13 protein-coding genes are annotated in these 14,079 nt (G+C 68.6%); 6 read left to right on the top strand and 7 right to left on the bottom strand.

Annotation, left to right across the window (positions count from 1 at the left end):
* Positions 1 to 58 precede the first annotated feature (58 nt).
* On the bottom strand, positions 59 to 616 hold the full coding sequence (locus KY497_RS00445; protein WP_219869564.1) for a nucleoside phosphorylase: 558 nt from the start codon (positions 614 to 616) through the stop codon (positions 59 to 61).
* 108 nt (positions 617 to 724) lie between these two features.
* Between KY497_RS00445 and nadE the strand changes: the two genes are divergently transcribed.
* The 3 genes from nadE to KY497_RS00430 all read left to right on the top strand — a co-directional run bounded on the left by nadE (position 725) and on the right by KY497_RS00430 (position 5,898).
* Complete coding sequence (nadE, locus tag KY497_RS00440; RefSeq protein WP_219869563.1) at positions 725 to 1,543, top strand: ammonia-dependent NAD(+) synthetase; 819 nt, start codon at positions 725 to 727, stop codon at positions 1,541 to 1,543.
* An 84-nt stretch (positions 1,544 to 1,627) separates the two neighbouring features.
* Positions 1,628 to 5,098: a bifunctional RecB family nuclease/DEAD/DEAH box helicase gene (locus tag KY497_RS00435; RefSeq protein ID WP_219869562.1), complete on the top strand. Its 3,471-nt coding sequence runs from the start codon at positions 1,628 to 1,630 to the stop codon at positions 5,096 to 5,098.
* Entirely contained in the window at positions 5,095 to 5,898 is an 804-nt protein-coding gene (locus tag KY497_RS00430) for a hypothetical protein (protein WP_258185776.1), read from the top strand. The genes KY497_RS00435 and KY497_RS00430 overlap by 4 nt, the downstream gene beginning before the upstream one ends.
* Here the strand turns inward: KY497_RS00430 and upp are convergent.
* Positions 5,883 to 6,515: a uracil phosphoribosyltransferase gene (gene upp / locus KY497_RS00425; protein ID WP_017828113.1), complete on the bottom strand. Its 633-nt coding sequence runs from the start codon at positions 6,513 to 6,515 to the stop codon at positions 5,883 to 5,885. The two genes, KY497_RS00430 and upp, sit on opposite strands and share 16 nt — an antisense overlap.
* 81 nt (positions 6,516 to 6,596) lie before the next feature.
* On the opposite strand from upp, the gene tadA reads away from it, so the two are divergent.
* Positions 6,597 to 7,052, top strand: coding sequence for a tRNA adenosine(34) deaminase TadA (gene tadA, locus KY497_RS00420; protein ID WP_218682365.1), 456 nt, complete (start codon positions 6,597 to 6,599; stop codon positions 7,050 to 7,052).
* A 12-nt stretch (positions 7,053 to 7,064) separates the two neighbouring features.
* On the opposite strand, the gene KY497_RS00415 is transcribed toward tadA, so the two are convergent.
* Positions 7,065 to 8,036 (bottom strand): cation diffusion facilitator family transporter, encoded by a 972-nt coding sequence (locus KY497_RS00415; protein ID WP_218682366.1) that lies wholly within the window; start codon positions 8,034 to 8,036, stop codon positions 7,065 to 7,067.
* A 59-nt stretch (positions 8,037 to 8,095) separates the two neighbouring features.
* Here KY497_RS00415 and proC point away from each other — a divergent pair, with 59 nt between their 5' ends.
* Complete coding sequence (gene proC / locus KY497_RS00410) at positions 8,096 to 8,935, top strand: pyrroline-5-carboxylate reductase (RefSeq protein WP_219869561.1); 840 nt, start codon at positions 8,096 to 8,098, stop codon at positions 8,933 to 8,935.
* Positions 8,936 to 9,015: 80 nt separating this feature from the next.
* Here the strand turns inward: proC and KY497_RS00405 are convergent, their stop codons facing one another.
* From KY497_RS00405 to KY497_RS00390, 4 genes are all read right to left on the bottom strand, one after another.
* Complete coding sequence (locus tag KY497_RS00405) at positions 9,016 to 10,608, bottom strand: hypothetical protein (RefSeq protein WP_219869560.1); 1,593 nt, start codon at positions 10,606 to 10,608, stop codon at positions 9,016 to 9,018.
* Positions 10,590 to 11,366 (bottom strand): ABC transporter ATP-binding protein, encoded by a 777-nt coding sequence (locus KY497_RS00400; RefSeq protein WP_219869559.1) that lies wholly within the window; start codon positions 11,364 to 11,366, stop codon positions 10,590 to 10,592. The genes KY497_RS00405 and KY497_RS00400 overlap by 19 nt, the downstream gene beginning before the upstream one ends.
* A 77-nt stretch (positions 11,367 to 11,443) precedes the next feature.
* Positions 11,444 to 12,115 (bottom strand): TrkA family potassium uptake protein, encoded by a 672-nt coding sequence (locus tag KY497_RS00395; RefSeq protein WP_017828119.1) that lies wholly within the window; start codon positions 12,113 to 12,115, stop codon positions 11,444 to 11,446.
* Complete coding sequence (locus tag KY497_RS00390; protein ID WP_017828120.1) at positions 12,108 to 13,538, bottom strand: TrkH family potassium uptake protein; 1,431 nt, start codon at positions 13,536 to 13,538, stop codon at positions 12,108 to 12,110. Before KY497_RS00390 ends, KY497_RS00395 begins: the two co-directional genes overlap by 8 nt.
* A 106-nt stretch (positions 13,539 to 13,644) precedes the next feature.
* On the opposite strand from KY497_RS00390, the gene KY497_RS00385 reads away from it, so the two are divergent.
* On the top strand, positions 13,645 to 14,061 hold the full coding sequence (locus KY497_RS00385) for a helix-turn-helix transcriptional regulator (RefSeq protein ID WP_055871149.1): 417 nt from the start codon (positions 13,645 to 13,647) through the stop codon (positions 14,059 to 14,061).
* Positions 14,062 to 14,079: the final 18 nt, after the last annotated feature.

The following is a 14,079-nucleotide window of genomic DNA, read 5'->3' as shown; positions in this document are numbered from 1 at the left end:
TGGCCCGCGGAGCGCAGGCCGGCTGAGTCGAAACGCGGGGACAGGCGTCCCCGCGCTCTCAGACGCCGTACTCGCTGCGGATGAATTCGCGCAACTGCACGCTGCAGCGCGCGACGGCCTCACGCCAATCCGTCAACGCCCCGTCTTCGGCCTGATCGGACACCGCGCGGAACACGCGGATCGGGACATCGAACTGTCCGGCGACCCAGATGTAGGCGTAGGTCTCCATGTCGACCAGGGCCGCGCCCGAGGGACGGATCACGGCGGTGACCTCGGCGTCCTCGACGAAGTGGTCACCGGTGGCGATCAGCACGCCGTCGCGCCCGGTCGAGACACGTGCCGGCAGCGACACGTGCCGGCCCGAGATGCCGTCGAGATCGGTCACGTCATGCTGAAACGCGGTGCCGACTTCGTGGACGGTCGCCGCGAGGTCGGGATCGATCGCGCCGGCCGTGCCCACGACCACGATCTCGTCGTAGACCTTGGCGTCGAGCGCGCGAGTCAGGGCGTAGGTCGCCTGGAGCTTGCCGGGGCCGCTCACGAGACGGTCGAAGCCGTCGAGCTCCTCAGGGAATGCGGACAGTTCGGATTCGAGGGCAGCGAGCAGCAGTTTCACTGGCCTATTCTCTCAGGTCTTCGCTGGCAGGAGCATGCGCACGCCGCGGCGTCACCCGGGTGTAACACGGAAGGGCGATACTGATTCGAGGACAAGACGGAGGATGACATGTCGTTGCAGAAGCAGATCTCTGAAGACCTCGGCGTCAGGCCCGAGATCGACCCCGAGACCGAGGTCGAGCGTCGGGTCAGATTCCTCGTCGACTACCTCCGAACGACCGGGGCGAAGGGCTACGTGCTCGGGATCTCCGGTGGGCAGGACTCCACGCTGGCCGGACGCCTCGCGCAGCTCGCCGTCGAGCGGGTGCGGGCGGAGGGAGGGGAGGCGAAGTTCCTCGCCGTGCGCCTGCCTTACCGTGTGCAGCACGATGCCGCAGACGCCGAGGCCGCCCTCGACTTCATCGCGCCCGACTCCTCGGTCGAGGTCAACATCCAGAACGGCGTCGACGGTGTCGAGGAAGACATCGAGTTCGCGGTCACGAGCGACATCAGCGACTTCAACCGGGGCAACATCAAGGCGCGTGTCCGCATGGTCACGCAGTACGCGCTCGCCGGCCATGACGGGATGCTGGTGATCGGCACGGATCACGCCGCCGAGGCTGTGACCGGCTTCTACACGAAGTTCGGCGACGGCGCGGCCGACATCCTCCCGCTCTCCGGGCTCAGCAAGCGGCAGGGGCGCTCGATGCTGCAGTTCCTCGACGCCCCGGATCGGCTGGCGTTCAAGGTGCCGACCGCCGACCTGCTCGACGGTCAACCGGGGCGTGCCGATGAGGATGAGCTCGGACTCACCTACGAGCAGATCGACGACTTCCTCGAAGGGCGCGACGTCGACCCCGAGGTCGCCGGCCGCATCGAGGCGAGGTACCTCGCGACGCAGCACAAGCGGCATCTTCCGGTGACTCCCGATGACACCTGGTGGCGCTGACGCCGGTCGTCTCGACAGGCGCACGCGTTCGCCCGTGTCGGATGCCGCGGATAGTGTCGAAGGATCCGACAGAACGGGAGCATCGTGCGGATCGACACTCAGGCGCAGCGCGTCATCTGGAGCGCGAGCGACCTCAAGGCGGCCGCCGAATGCGAGTTCGCATGGTGTCGGGCGATCGACGCGAAGCTGGGGCGGGTGCCAGCCGTCGAAGAACCGGAAGACGCCACGCTGAAGCGCGCGGCGCAGCTCGGCGATGTGCACGAGCAGAACGTGCTCGCCCGCTACATCGGCGATCTCGGTGACGAGAACGTCCACCGTGTCGAGAAGGTCTCGTCGGTCGACGCCGAAGCACTGGCCGCGGCGATCGATGAGACGGTGACCGCGCTGCGCTCAGACGTACAGGTCGTCTTCCAGGCCGCTTTCGCAACCGAGGAGTTCGTCGGCTTCGCCGATTTCCTCCGTAAAGACGACGACGGGCGCTGGCGGGTGCAGGACTCGAAGCTGGCGCGCAAGGCGCGTGTCACCGCCCTCATGCAGCTCGCGGCATATGTCGACCAGCTCGATCGCCTCGGCATCGCGCGTGCCGATGAGGTCGACCTCATCCTCGGCGACGGCACGCTCAGCACGCATGCCGTCGACGATCTCCTCCCGCTGTTCCAGGTGCGACGCGCACGGCTGCGCGCACTCATCGCCGATCGGCGCATCGCCGACGGTGCGGCGGGCGCTCCGCTGGCGTGGGGCGACGATCGCGGCGACCTCCAGGTCGTGGCCTGCGGGCGCTGCGCCACCTGCGAGGAGCAGGTGCTCGCGCACCGGGACCTTCTCATGGTCGCGCGGATGCGACCGGTGCAGCGGGCCCGGTTGCGGGCCTCCGGCGTCGAGACGATCGACGCACTGGCCGCGGCCGTCGAGGCGCCGGCGGGCATGAACGCCGACACCTTCGAGACCCTTCGCGCACAGGCCCGTCTGCAGTTGCAGGCGGACGCCGAGGGGGCGCCGACGTTCGACGTTCACTACGCGCAGGCGATCCACACTCTTCCGCTGCCCAGTCACGGCGACATCTTCTTCGACTTCGAGGGCGATCCGCTGTACACCGAGCCTGCTCCCGACGGCGAGGCCCGCTGGGGGATCGACTACCTGTTCGGCTGGGTGGACAACGCCGACCAGTACTCGGCCCTGTGGGCGCACACGTTCGCCGACGAGAAGCGCGCGCTCGAGGACTTCCTCGACTTCGTGAACGCACGCAGGCTCGCACACCCCGGCATGCACATCTACCACTATGCGCCTTACGAGACCTCGCACCTGGTGGCCATGGCTGCGAGGCACGGTGTGCGCGAGGGCGAGGTCGACCGGCTGCTGCGCGAGGGGGTGTTCGTCGACCTCTACCCGCTCGTGCTGCGGACGGTGCGGGTCGGGTCCCGCTCGTACTCGATCAAGAAGCTCGAACCGCTCTACATGGGCGAAGACGTGCGCACCAGCGACGTGCAGAAGGGCGACGACTCCATCGTGCAGTACGTCGCGGCCCGCGAGCTCGCGGCGGCGGGGGAGAGGGCCGAGGCAGACGCCGTTCTGGCCGACCTCGCCGACTACAACCGCTACGACTGCGTCTCGACGCGGCGGTTGCGCAACTGGCTCATCGACATCGCCAGACAGCAGGGCGTGACGCCCGCACCGCCCGACGATGCCGACGAGGTCATCTACGAGCCGTCGCCCCGCTCGGTCGCGCTCCTCGCCGACGCGGAACGTGCTGTCGAGGCCGGCGACGACGGGTTGGTGCACCGGATCGCCGCTGCGGCCATCGACTACTTCCCCCGCGAGGCGAAGAGCTTCTGGGTGTCGCACTTCCAGCGGCTGCGCGAACCGGTGACGATGTGGGACGGCACGCGAGACGTGGTGCGGATCGACCGTCCGTCATCGGTCGTGCGTCGGGAGTGGAGCATCGGCGAGGGGCGACGGGTGATGTCGCGCGACATCGAGATCCGCGGCGAGGTGTCACCCGGCACGACGCTCGGCCCGGGGGCTCAGCCGTTCGCGCTCTACGAGGTCCCGGCTCCGTTCGACACCGAGGTGCCGTCTCGTGCGGTCCATGTACCGCACACGGTCACGGTCTCCGAGGTGCTCGACGACGGCTACCTCGTCACCGAGACGGCCGTGCAGGGCCAGACCTGGGACGAGCTGCCGCTCGCGCTCACGCCGGCGGCGCCCCCACGTGTGGTCTCACTCCAGGGAGCCATCGACGAGTGGGCCGACGCCGTGCACCTGGCCGCTCCCGGTTTCCCAGAAGACGCCGCGACCGACATCCTGCGCCGTATCCCGCCACGCACGGTGCCGGGACGCGCACTGCCGGAGGCCGGTGATGACACCGTCGATGCCATCGTGCGCGGTGTGCTCGATCTCGACCGCAGCTATCTCGCCGTGCAGGGTCCTCCCGGCACAGGCAAGACCTATACAGGATCGCGGGTGATCGCACGCCTGGTGAATGAGCACGGCTTCAAGGTGGGTGTCGTCGCGCAGTCGCATGCCATCATCGAGACTCTCCTGGCAAGGGTCGTCGCCGACGGCGTCTCGCCGGCACAGGTGGCGAAGGCGCCGAAGGACCCGGATGCGGATCCGCCCTACACCGTGATCCCCAAGAGCGGTATGGCGTCGTTCCTCGGGGAGCACGCCGGCGAGGGGGCCGTCGTCGGCGGTACGGCGTGGGATTTCAGCAACACCCAGCGCGTCGGTCGGGCAGGACTCGACCTCCTCGTGATCGATGAAGCGGGGCAGTTCTCGCTCGCCTCGACGATCGCGGTCGCGGCCGGGGCGAAGCGGCTGCTCCTCCTCGGCGATCCGCAGCAGCTGCCGCAGGTGAGTCAGGGAGCCCACCCCGAGCCGGTGGACACATCCGCCCTCGGCTGGGTGATGGACGGCGATCCGGTCGTGCGTCCCGAGTACGGCTACTTCCTCGCGCGATCGTGGCGGATGCATCCCTTCGTCGCCGCGCCCGTATCGAAGCTCGCCTATGCCGGACAGCTCGCCTCGGCCCCTGGCATGGAGCGCCGATCGCTCGACGGCATCGACCCGGGCCTTCACGTCATGCCTCTTCGTCATCGCGGCAATGCGACCCAGTCTCCCGAAGAGGCCGCGGAGGTCGTGCGGCTCGTCGCCGACCTGGTCGGGCGCACCTTCACGGACAACGACCCCGGCGCCTCGAAGCGGCCTCTCACGCAGTCCGACATCATCGTCGTCACCCCTTACAACGCGCAGCGTCAGCTGGTCCTCGATGCGCTCGCCGATGCCGGGTTCCCCGACGTCCCGGTGGGCACCGTCGACAACTTCCAGGGCAAGGAGGCCGTCGTCTCCATCACCTCCCTGGCAGCATCGAGCGGTCGGGATGCGCCACGCGGGCCCGAATTCCTGCTGTTGCAGAATCGACTCAACGTGGCGATCTCCCGCGCCCAGGTTGTCGCCTACCTGATCCACTCGCCCGCGTTGCTGGACGATCTGCCGTACACGCCGGAGGGTGTGGCTCGCCTCAGCGCCTTCGCCCGTCTCGTCGGGGCAGCGGGATGAGCGCCCACACGGTCGACGAGATCCTGGCCGCCTCGGCCGCATGGGTCTGGTTCCCCCGCGACAGCGAGAATGGGCGCGAGCACCTGCTGCTCGTGCGTGATCCGGAGAGGTTCGGCGGCGGGGTGCGCGGTTCCCAGGTGGAATCGAGTCTCAGCCCCGCGGAGGTGGTCGATCATGCGCTGGAGCGGACGAGAGCGTGGGGCGCGCAGCGATTCACATTCTGGACGAGCTCCGCCGACCGCCCTGACCTCGAGGAGGAACTGCGTCGGCGCGGCGCAGAACACATCGACACGGTGGCGGTATTCGCTCGCCCTCTCGACGGTGCAACCGTTGACGTGCCCGCGGATGTGACCGTCGAGGTCGTGCGCACGCTGGAGCAGGTGCGCGCTGTGGACACCGTCAACGTGCCGGTGTGGCAGCAGCGACCGCTCGATGCGGAAGGTCTGCAGGCCGAGTTCGCCGAAGTGACCGCAGCACTCGAGGCGCGCGAGGGGTTCCGGGTCCTCGCGCGGATCGGCGACCGCGCTGTCAGCACCGGAGGGTGCACCATCGACGACGGATTCGTCCGCCTCTGGGGTGCATCCACGCTTGCGACGGACCGCGGTCGGGGGGGCGTACCGTGCGGTGCTCGCGGAGCGATTGCGCCGGAGTGCCACCTGGGGAGCGAAGACGGCCCTCGTGAAGGGTCGCATCTCGACATCGGCGCCCATCCTGGCGCGCGCCGGATTCACTCACTACGGCGACGAACGGGCGTACCGCCTGAATCCGGCGGCGTAGAGCCGAATCAGACGGTGCCGTAGAGCCTGTCGCCGGCGTCGCCGAGCCCGGGAACGATGTAGCCCTTCTCGTCGAGGCGCTCGTCGAGTGCGCCGAGCACGAGAGTCACGTCGCGGTCGCCCGCCATGGCCTCGATCGCGGCGACGCCCTCGGGGGTTCCGAGCAGGCAGATCGCGGTCACGTCCTTCGCGCCGCGGTCGAACAGGAACTGGATCGCCGCGGCGAGCGAGCCACCGGTAGCCAGCATCGGGTCGATCGCGAAGCACTGGCGATCGCTCAGATCGTCGGGCAGGCGCTCGGCATAGGTCGTCGGCTCGAACGTCGTCTCGTCGCGCACCATGCCGAGGAAGCCGACTTCGGCCGTCGGGAGCAGCTTCACGAGGCCTTCGAGCATGCCGAGACCGGCGCGCAGGATCGGCACCACGATCGGGCGGGGCTCCGAGATCTTCACACCCATCGTGGTCGTCACCGGGGTCGTGATCTCGATCGGGCTGACCTTCACGTTGCGAGTCGCCTCGTACGCGAGCAGCGTGACGAGCTCCTCTGTGAGCTGCCGGAAGACCGGCGACGGCGTGCGCGCGTCGCGCAGCACCGAGAGCTTGTGGGTGATGAGAGGGTGGTCGGCCACGTGAACACGCATGGATACAGGGTAATGCGCTGCGGGGCCAGGCACGACATCGGATGCTCCGGCCGCGCTCGGCGGCTGTCGTAGGCTCGACGCATGACCGCTGCCGACGACCTCGCGATGGCGCGCGCCCTCGTGCTCGCGGCCGAGGCTGCGGCGGCCTCGGAGATCCCCGTCGGCGCGGTGGTCCTCGACCCCGACGGGCGGATCATCGCCGAGGGTCGCAACACCCGCGAGGAGACCCACGATCCGACGGGTCACGCCGAGATCGAAGCGCTCCGACGTGCCGCGGCAGTGGTCGGCTCCTGGAATCTCGAGGGGCACACGCTCGTGGTGACTCTCGAACCGTGCATCATGTGTGCCGGGGCGGTCCTGCAGGCCCGTATCGGTCGCGTGGTTTTCGGTGCCTGGGACGACAAGGCGGGCGCGGCGGGCTCGATGTACGACGTGTTGCGCGACCGGCGGCTGCCCTACCGTGCCGAGGTCATCGGCGGTGTCGCGGCCGATGCGGCGACCGCACTCCTGCGCTCGTTCTTCGAGCAGCGGCGCTGAGCGCTCCCGCGGTCAGTCCGAGGACTTGAGCACGAAGACGTCGGTCGAGGGCTCGGGATCGATCGCGGGGCGGTAGACGTCCGGCTCGATGTAGACGATCCGTGCCACCGGCACGGCCTCGCGGATCCGCGCCTCGATCGCATCGATGTCGTCGGCGGCCTCGCGCAGCGGCTTGTCGGCGTTGAGGGCGATCTTCGCCGCGACCATCAGCTCGTCGGGGCCGAGGTAGAGGGTCTTCATGTGGATGATCTTCTCGATCTCATCGCCCGCGTTGATCGCGTCCACGATGCGGTCGTGGTCGGCCTGGGTCGCGCCTTCTCCGACCAGGAGGCTCTTCGTCTCGATGCCCAGCACGATCGCGATCAGCACCAGCAGCACACCGATCATGACGGTGCCGAGCGCGTCGAACATCGGGTTGCCGGTGATGAGGGTGAGGCCGACGCCGAGCAGCGCGAACGTGAGGCCGGTGAGTGCGCCCACGTCTTCCAGCAGCACGACGGGAAGCTCCGGTGCCTTCGAGCGGCGCACGAACGACACCCACGACTGGCCCTTCTCACGCACGAGGTTGCTCTCGCGCATGGCGGTGCGCAGCGAGAACGATTCGAGTCCGATGGCGACGACGAGCACCACGAGCGGCAGCCACCACCATGTCTTGTCGAGCTCGTGCGGGTTCGTGAGCTTCTCGACGCCCTCGTAGATCGCGAAGAGGCCACCGACCGAGAAGAGGATGATCGAGACGACGAAGGCGTACACGTAGCGCTCTCGGCCGTAGCCGAACGGGTGCGCTCGGTCGGCCTCGCGCCGGGCCTTGCGTCCGCCCAGCATCAGCAGCAGCTGGTTGCCCGAGTCGGCGACGGAGTGGATGGCCTCGGCGAGCATCGAGGCGGATCCGGAGAGAGCCCAGGCGATGAACTTCGCGAGGGCGATGCCCATGTTCGCCAGGAACGCCGCGACGATGGCCTTGTTGCCTCCGGATGCACTCATGGGATGAGTCTAGAACCGCCCGCCTGAGGATGTCGGAGTGCCCGCCGTAGGATGACGACATGGCTGACTCGCTTCCTTCCCTCGCTTTCCTCGGTGCCGGCTCGATGGGCGGTGCGATCCTGCGCGGAGTGGTCGCCTCGGGCATCCGGATCGACGGCGGGATCACCGCGACGAACCGCACCGCGGAGAAGGCGGAGGCGTTCGCCGACCTCGACGGCGTCACGAGCGTCGCCCTCGCCGAGCGTCCGGAGGGCAACGTCGAGGCAGCCGCGGGAGCGCGGATCGTGGTGGTCGGCGTGAAGCCGGCGATGGTGCCCGATCTGTTGCGCGAGATCGCCCCGCACCTCGCCGCCGACGCGATCGTGGTCAGTGTCGCCGCCGGCGTCACGTTGCAGACCTTCGCCGATGTGCTCGGTCCTGAAGCCCGAGTCATCCGCTCGATGCCCAACACTCCGTCGACCGTGCGCAAGGGCGTCACCGGTCTCGCCGCCGGCGCTGCGGTCCCGGACGAGGATCTCGCTCTCGTCCGCCGCCTCTTCGAGACCGTCGGGGCTGTCGTCGAGGTGCCGGAGTCTCAGATCGATGCGTTGTCGACGATCTCGGGCTCAGGGCCCGCCTACGTCTACCTGCTGATCGAGGAGTTCACGAAGGCCGCCGTCGGCATGGGATTCGCCGATGCGGATGCGCGGCTCATGGTCGAGCAGACGTTCATCGGGGCGACAGCCCTGCTCGATGCCTCGGGCGAGAAGCCGGCAGAATTGCGCCGTCGCGTCACGAGCCCGAAGGGAACGACCGAACGGGCGATCGCCGTGCTGCAGGAAGCGCACCTCGATCGCACTTTCGCCCAGGCTGCGGACGCCGCACTCGCACGGGCCAGGGAGCTCGCCGCCGGCGCCTGAGCCATGCGACTGCGGATCGAGGGTGCGATCTGGTGATCGAGATCGTGCTCAACATCGACGCCTGACCCGGTCCGCCGCGGTCAGCTCTCGCTGGACACGTCGGCGAGCACCTCGGGCCAGCGACGATCCAGGATCTTCCCGCCGAGCACGGTTCCGCCCCAGAGCGCCAGACCGCCGAAGACGATGCCGCAGGCGAGGCTGATCCACCCCAGCCCGGGATTCCAGATCGCTGCGATGGCGAATCCGAGCGCCGGTGCACCGAGCACGAGCGTGATCGGGCCGATGATGATCATCGCGAGCAGCGACTGCACCCCGCCGGAAGATCCGCGGCCGAAGGGGTTCGCCTCCGGGGCCGGTGCCCGCCCGGGGAGGAAACTGCCCACCCACGCTCCGGCGCCGGCGGCGATCGCCGTGAGGCCGAGCGACGCACCGAGGCTGCCGGGCAGCAGGTCCGGCCGTCCTGCGAGCAGGCAGGTTGCCACGCACAGCGCGACCGTGACCGGTACCGCGATCAGTCCGAAGCCGAGCAGGCGCCCCGCGCGGTCGGCGGCCCCGGTGACTCCGGTGAGGATGTGCATGGCGACGGCGTCGTTGTCGTAGGCGATCGCCATCTGCACGATCGTTCCGGCGAGGAGGGCGTTGATCGCGGGGATCAGGGTGATCGCGGGGGCGAAGCCGATCGCCTCCTCCTGCAGGCCGTTCATCAGGGCGATACCGATGAAGATCGCCGGCAGCAGCAGAAGCATCACGATGTTGACGAGCTGTCGCGGATCGCGGCGGAAGTAGCGCAGAGACCGTGCAGCGACCGCGCCCGTCGAGTTCGCCGGCAGCATCCGATCGAGCAGGCCACCGGAGCGCACTCGTCCGCCACCGCTGCTCTGGATCGGCGAGACGAGACGCGCGGCCAGAAGGCGCTGCGACGCGAACCATAGGACGAACACAGTCGCGAGGGCGATCACCAGGCGAAGCGCCGCGGTGACGACGTCGCCCTGCGCGGCCGATGCGGAAACCCCGAACACGGCACCGAGCGGTGTCCATCCGACGATGTCCGCGACCATGGAGAAGGCTCCGCCGACGTCGGTCACCGTGGTGAGCGCACCGATCCCGAGGTTGAGGATCAGCCCGGACGAGGCGGCGAGCAGCACACCGAGAGTCAGCACCAGATCACGCGTGCTGCGACGCGCGAGCCAGCCGGCGAGCAGGCCGCTCACCACGCGCGCACCGAGCACGCAGGTGACGACGGCCACGGGGATCATGAGGAGGGCGGTGAACAGTGCCGGCAGGCTCACCGACCAGCCCACCAGCATCAGCAGCAGTGCGACGGTGGTGCCGATGCCGCCGATGGTCGTGGCCCCTGCGATCACGAATCCGGGCAGCAGTGCGGGCGCGGTCACGGGCAGCAGCGCGAAGCGCTCGGGAGAGAGTGAGTCGTCGGCGCTGACCAGGATCGAGCCGATCCACCATCCGATGACGATCGCGGCCCCGGTGAGCACGAGGGCGGTGACGGCACCCTCCGGCGTGGCGAATCGCAGAGCGACGAGCCCGGCGGTGAGAACGGCCAGGAGGCCGAGGGCGATCATCCCGGTGATGATGAGGGTGACGATCATCCAGGGATTGCGGGACAGCTGATGACGCAGCTGCCGCCAGCGCAGGCTTACGAGGAGCGCAACCATGCGAGCGTCTCCGTCCCGAGGTCGTGCGCCCCCACGAGCGTGAGGAATCGCTGCTGCAGCGAGAGGCCGGCGCGCACCTCGTCGAGCGGGCCGTGCGCCAGCAGGCGTCCTTCGGCCACGATGGCGACCCTGTCGCACATCGACTCGACGAGCTCCATCACGTGGCTGGACAGCACGACCGTGCCGCCGCCGTCGATGAAGGAGCGCAGGATCTGACGGATCGTCTCGCCCGATACCGGGTCGACCGCCTCCAGCGGCTCGTCGAGGATGAGCAGTCGAGGTGCGTGGATCAGCGCGCAGGCGAGCCCGATCTTCTTGCGCATGCCGGCGGAGTAGTCGACGACGAGCGTGTCCCGCGCATCGGCGAGCCCCAGCGCATCGAGGAGATCACCGGTCCGCGAGACGACCTCCGTCTCGGCCATTCCGCGCAGCAGCCCGGTGTAACGCAGCAGCTCGGCGCCGGTCAGCCGGTCGAGCATGCGGATGCCGTCGGGGAGCACACCCATGCGCGCTTTCGCCTCTGCGGGGTTCTGCCACACGTCCGCACCGAGCACCCAGGCGGTTCCGGCATCCGGACGCAGCAGGCCCGTGGCCATCGCGAGCGTCGTGGTCTTGCCGGCGCCGTTCGGGCCGAGCAGGCCGAGCATGGATCCGGCGGGCACATCGAGGGAGAGACCGTCGACGGCGACCTTCTGCCCGAACTGCTTGCGAAGCCCGCGAAGGGCGAGGACGGGAGGGGCCGCTGCGGGGTCGGTCATGACTCCCATCCCACCACGGCTGTGAGGCCTCGCACATCCGCCGCGAGGGGGAGCCGGGAAACGAAGCCGGGGCGGCGTCAGCGATCGAGGCCGGCGAAGCGCTCGATGTCGCTGTTGGTGCCCGAGACGATGATGAGGTCGTGGTTCGTGACGATCGTGTTCGCCTCGGCATAGCGGAACGGCTTGCCGGGGCTCTTCACGCCCACGACGGTGACCTTGTACTTCGAGCGCACGCCCGACTCGTTCAGACCGACACCGCGGATGAACTTCGGCGGGTACATCTTGGCGAGGACGAAGTCGTCGTCGAAGCGGATGAAGTCGAGCATCCGTCCGCTCACGAGGTGCGCCACGCGCTCGCCTGCCTCGCGCTCGGGATAGATGACGTGGTTGGCGCCGACGCGGGCGAGAATCTTGCCGTGCGACTGCGAGACGGCCTTAGCCCAGATCTGCGGCACCTTCAGGTCGACGAGGTTGGCCGTGATCAGCACCGATGCCTCGATCGAGGAACCCACCGCGACGACGGCGACCTGGAAGTCCTGTGCGCCGATCTGCCGGAGGGCATCGATGTTCTTCGCATCGGCCTGCACGGTGTGCGTGACGCGCTCGGACCACTTCTGCACGAGCTCGAGGTTGTCGTCGATCGCGAGCACCTCGCGGTCGAGGCGGTCGAGCTCTCCGGCGCAGGCGGCGCCGAACCGGCCGAGGCCGATGACGAGGACGGGAGCGTCGCCCCGGAGGACTTCAACCAACGATCGGCCTTTCCACGGGCAGTGAGTAGTACTGCGTTCGTGATGTCGCGGCGACTGCCGCGGCGAGAGTCACTGTACCAACGCGGCCCATGAAGATGGTCGCGGCCATGACGTACGACGCCGAATCGGGGAGCTCTGCGGTGAGCCCTGTCGACAGCCCGACAGTGCCGAACGCCGAGATGACATCGAACAGGACATGGCTGATGTCCGCCTTGGTGATCTGGGCGATCACGATCGTCGACAGGGCGACGATGGTCGCGCCCCATGCGACGACGCTGAGGGCGACGCGCTGCACATCGCTCGGGATGCGGCGACCGAAGGCCTCGACCGACTGGCGCCCCTTGGCCTCGGACCACACCGCGATGGCCAGCACCGCGAGAGTGGTCACCTTGATGCCGCCGGCGGTCGAGGCGGAGCCGCCGCCGACGAACATCAGCATGCTCGCGGCGAGCAGGGATGAGCCGTTCAGATCGTCCATCTCGATGACGTTGAAGCCACCGGAGCGGGTCATCGCCGAGAGGAAGAAGGCCTGGAACGTGGTGTCGGTGGCATCCATCGACCCGAACGTCTTGGGGTTGTTGAACTCGAGGACCACGAACACGGCGGCACCCAGGATGAACAGCAGGATGGTGGTGACGAGCGTGAGCTTGGTGTGCAGCGACCAGCGCTTCACATGCCAGACGTGCTTGGCGAGGGTGTAGATGACGGGGAAACCGATGCTGCCGAGGAAGACGCCCACCATGAGGAGCGAGAGCACGAGGTAGTCGTCGGCGAACACGGCGACGCCGCCGTCGTTCGGTGCGAACCCGGTGTTCGTGAACGCCATCGCCGCGAAGTAGGGAGCCTCCCAGAGTGCCGCGATCGGGTCGACCTCGGCCATCACGAGCGCGGGGTAGAGGAGTATCGCGAGCGAGGCCTCGATGATCAGCGCTGACACGGCGACCGTGGTCAGCAGCTGGCCGACCTCGCCGAGCCGCACGGTCTGGCTCTCGTTGACCACGCCGCCGTGCGCCCGCATCGGATTGGTGTCGCCGGCGGCCATCAGCTTGGCGCGCAGGCCGAGGCGCTTCGAGATCAGCATGCCCATGAGCGAGGCGAGGGTGAGGACACCCAGTGCGCCGATGTTCACGCCGAGGAACACCACGACATGACCGAACGGCGACCAGTAGTTGGCCATGTCGACGGTCGCGAGTCCGGTGACGCAGATGGTGGAGACGGCGGTGAAGAGGGCATCGCTCAGCGGCGTCACGGTTCCGCTCGCGGAGGCGATCGGCAGGGAGAGCAGCACGGTGAAGACCAGGATCAGCAGCGCGAAGATGACGATCGCGAAGCGTGACGGCGAAGAGGTGACGAGGTGCTTTACCCAACCGGCCGCGCTCTTGAGGCTCTGCCGCGGGGACGACGCCGAAACGATGCCCGACATCGCTGCCCCCTGTGGTTTCTCCTTCGACCGCGCACAGCGGCCGCACGGCGCCTGTCGCCGAGCCTTCGTCATGGTACTCCGTGCCGGGGACGACTACCCTGAACTCATGACGGACATCTTCGACGTGATCGCAGACGGTACGAGGCGAGACATCCTCCAGCTCCTGCTGCGGCGCACGACCGAAGGAGAGGCGGGCACGAGCGTCAGCCAGATCGTCGCCGATCTGGGCATCAGCCAGCCCACCGTGTCCAAGCACCTGAAGGTGCTGCGCGACGCCGAGCTCGTCACCGTGCGCGAAGACGGCCAGCGACGCTTCTACAGTCTCGCGGTCGAGCCGCTCGAGGCCGTGGACGACTGGCTGGTGCCGTTCCTGGTCGACGCTTTCGGCGACGGTGCCCCCGACATCGTCTACCCGGGCATCCCGCTCAACGAAAGCGCCACCCATGCGGCCGAGGTCGTCGGACGTGCGGCGGCATCCGCGAAGCACGTCGTCGCCAACGCCCTCAAGCGGCTCGGAGCCTGACGGCCGAGTGGCCGGCCC

It is taken from the genome of Microbacterium sp. PAMC22086, from assembly GCF_019443525.1.
GTDB lineage: Bacteria > Actinomycetota > Actinomycetes > Actinomycetales > Microbacteriaceae > Microbacterium > Microbacterium maritypicum.
The sequence above is the reverse complement of the archived record's forward strand: the minus strand, read 5'-3'. Positions and strand labels throughout refer to the sequence as shown.

What these genes read in the sequence shown, in the direction of transcription:
- nadE (WP_219869563.1), top strand. Translation starts at nt 725, where the DNA reads ATGTCGTTGCAGAAGCAGATCTCTGAAGACCTCGGCGTCAGGCCCGAG.
- KY497_RS00430 (WP_258185776.1), top strand. Translation starts at nt 5,095, where the DNA reads ATGAGCGCCCACACGGTCGACGAGATCCTGGCCGCCTCGGCCGCATGG.
- upp (WP_017828113.1), bottom strand. Translation starts at nt 6,515, where the DNA reads ATGCGTGTTCACGTGGCCGACCACCCTCTCATCACCCACAAGCTCTCG.
- tadA (WP_218682365.1), top strand. Translation starts at nt 6,597, where the DNA reads ATGACCGCTGCCGACGACCTCGCGATGGCGCGCGCCCTCGTGCTCGCG.
- KY497_RS00415 (WP_218682366.1), bottom strand. Translation starts at nt 8,036, where the DNA reads ATGAGTGCATCCGGAGGCAACAAGGCCATCGTCGCGGCGTTCCTGGCG.
- proC (WP_219869561.1), top strand. Translation starts at nt 8,096, where the DNA reads ATGGCTGACTCGCTTCCTTCCCTCGCTTTCCTCGGTGCCGGCTCGATG.
- KY497_RS00405 (WP_219869560.1), bottom strand. Translation starts at nt 10,608, where the DNA reads ATGGTTGCGCTCCTCGTAAGCCTGCGCTGGCGGCAGCTGCGTCATCAG.
- KY497_RS00400 (WP_219869559.1), bottom strand. Translation starts at nt 11,366, where the DNA reads ATGACCGACCCCGCAGCGGCCCCTCCCGTCCTCGCCCTTCGCGGGCTT.
- KY497_RS00390 (WP_017828120.1), bottom strand. Translation starts at nt 13,538, where the DNA reads ATGTCGGGCATCGTTTCGGCGTCGTCCCCGCGGCAGAGCCTCAAGAGC.
- KY497_RS00385 (WP_055871149.1), top strand. Translation starts at nt 13,645, where the DNA reads ATGACGGACATCTTCGACGTGATCGCAGACGGTACGAGGCGAGACATC.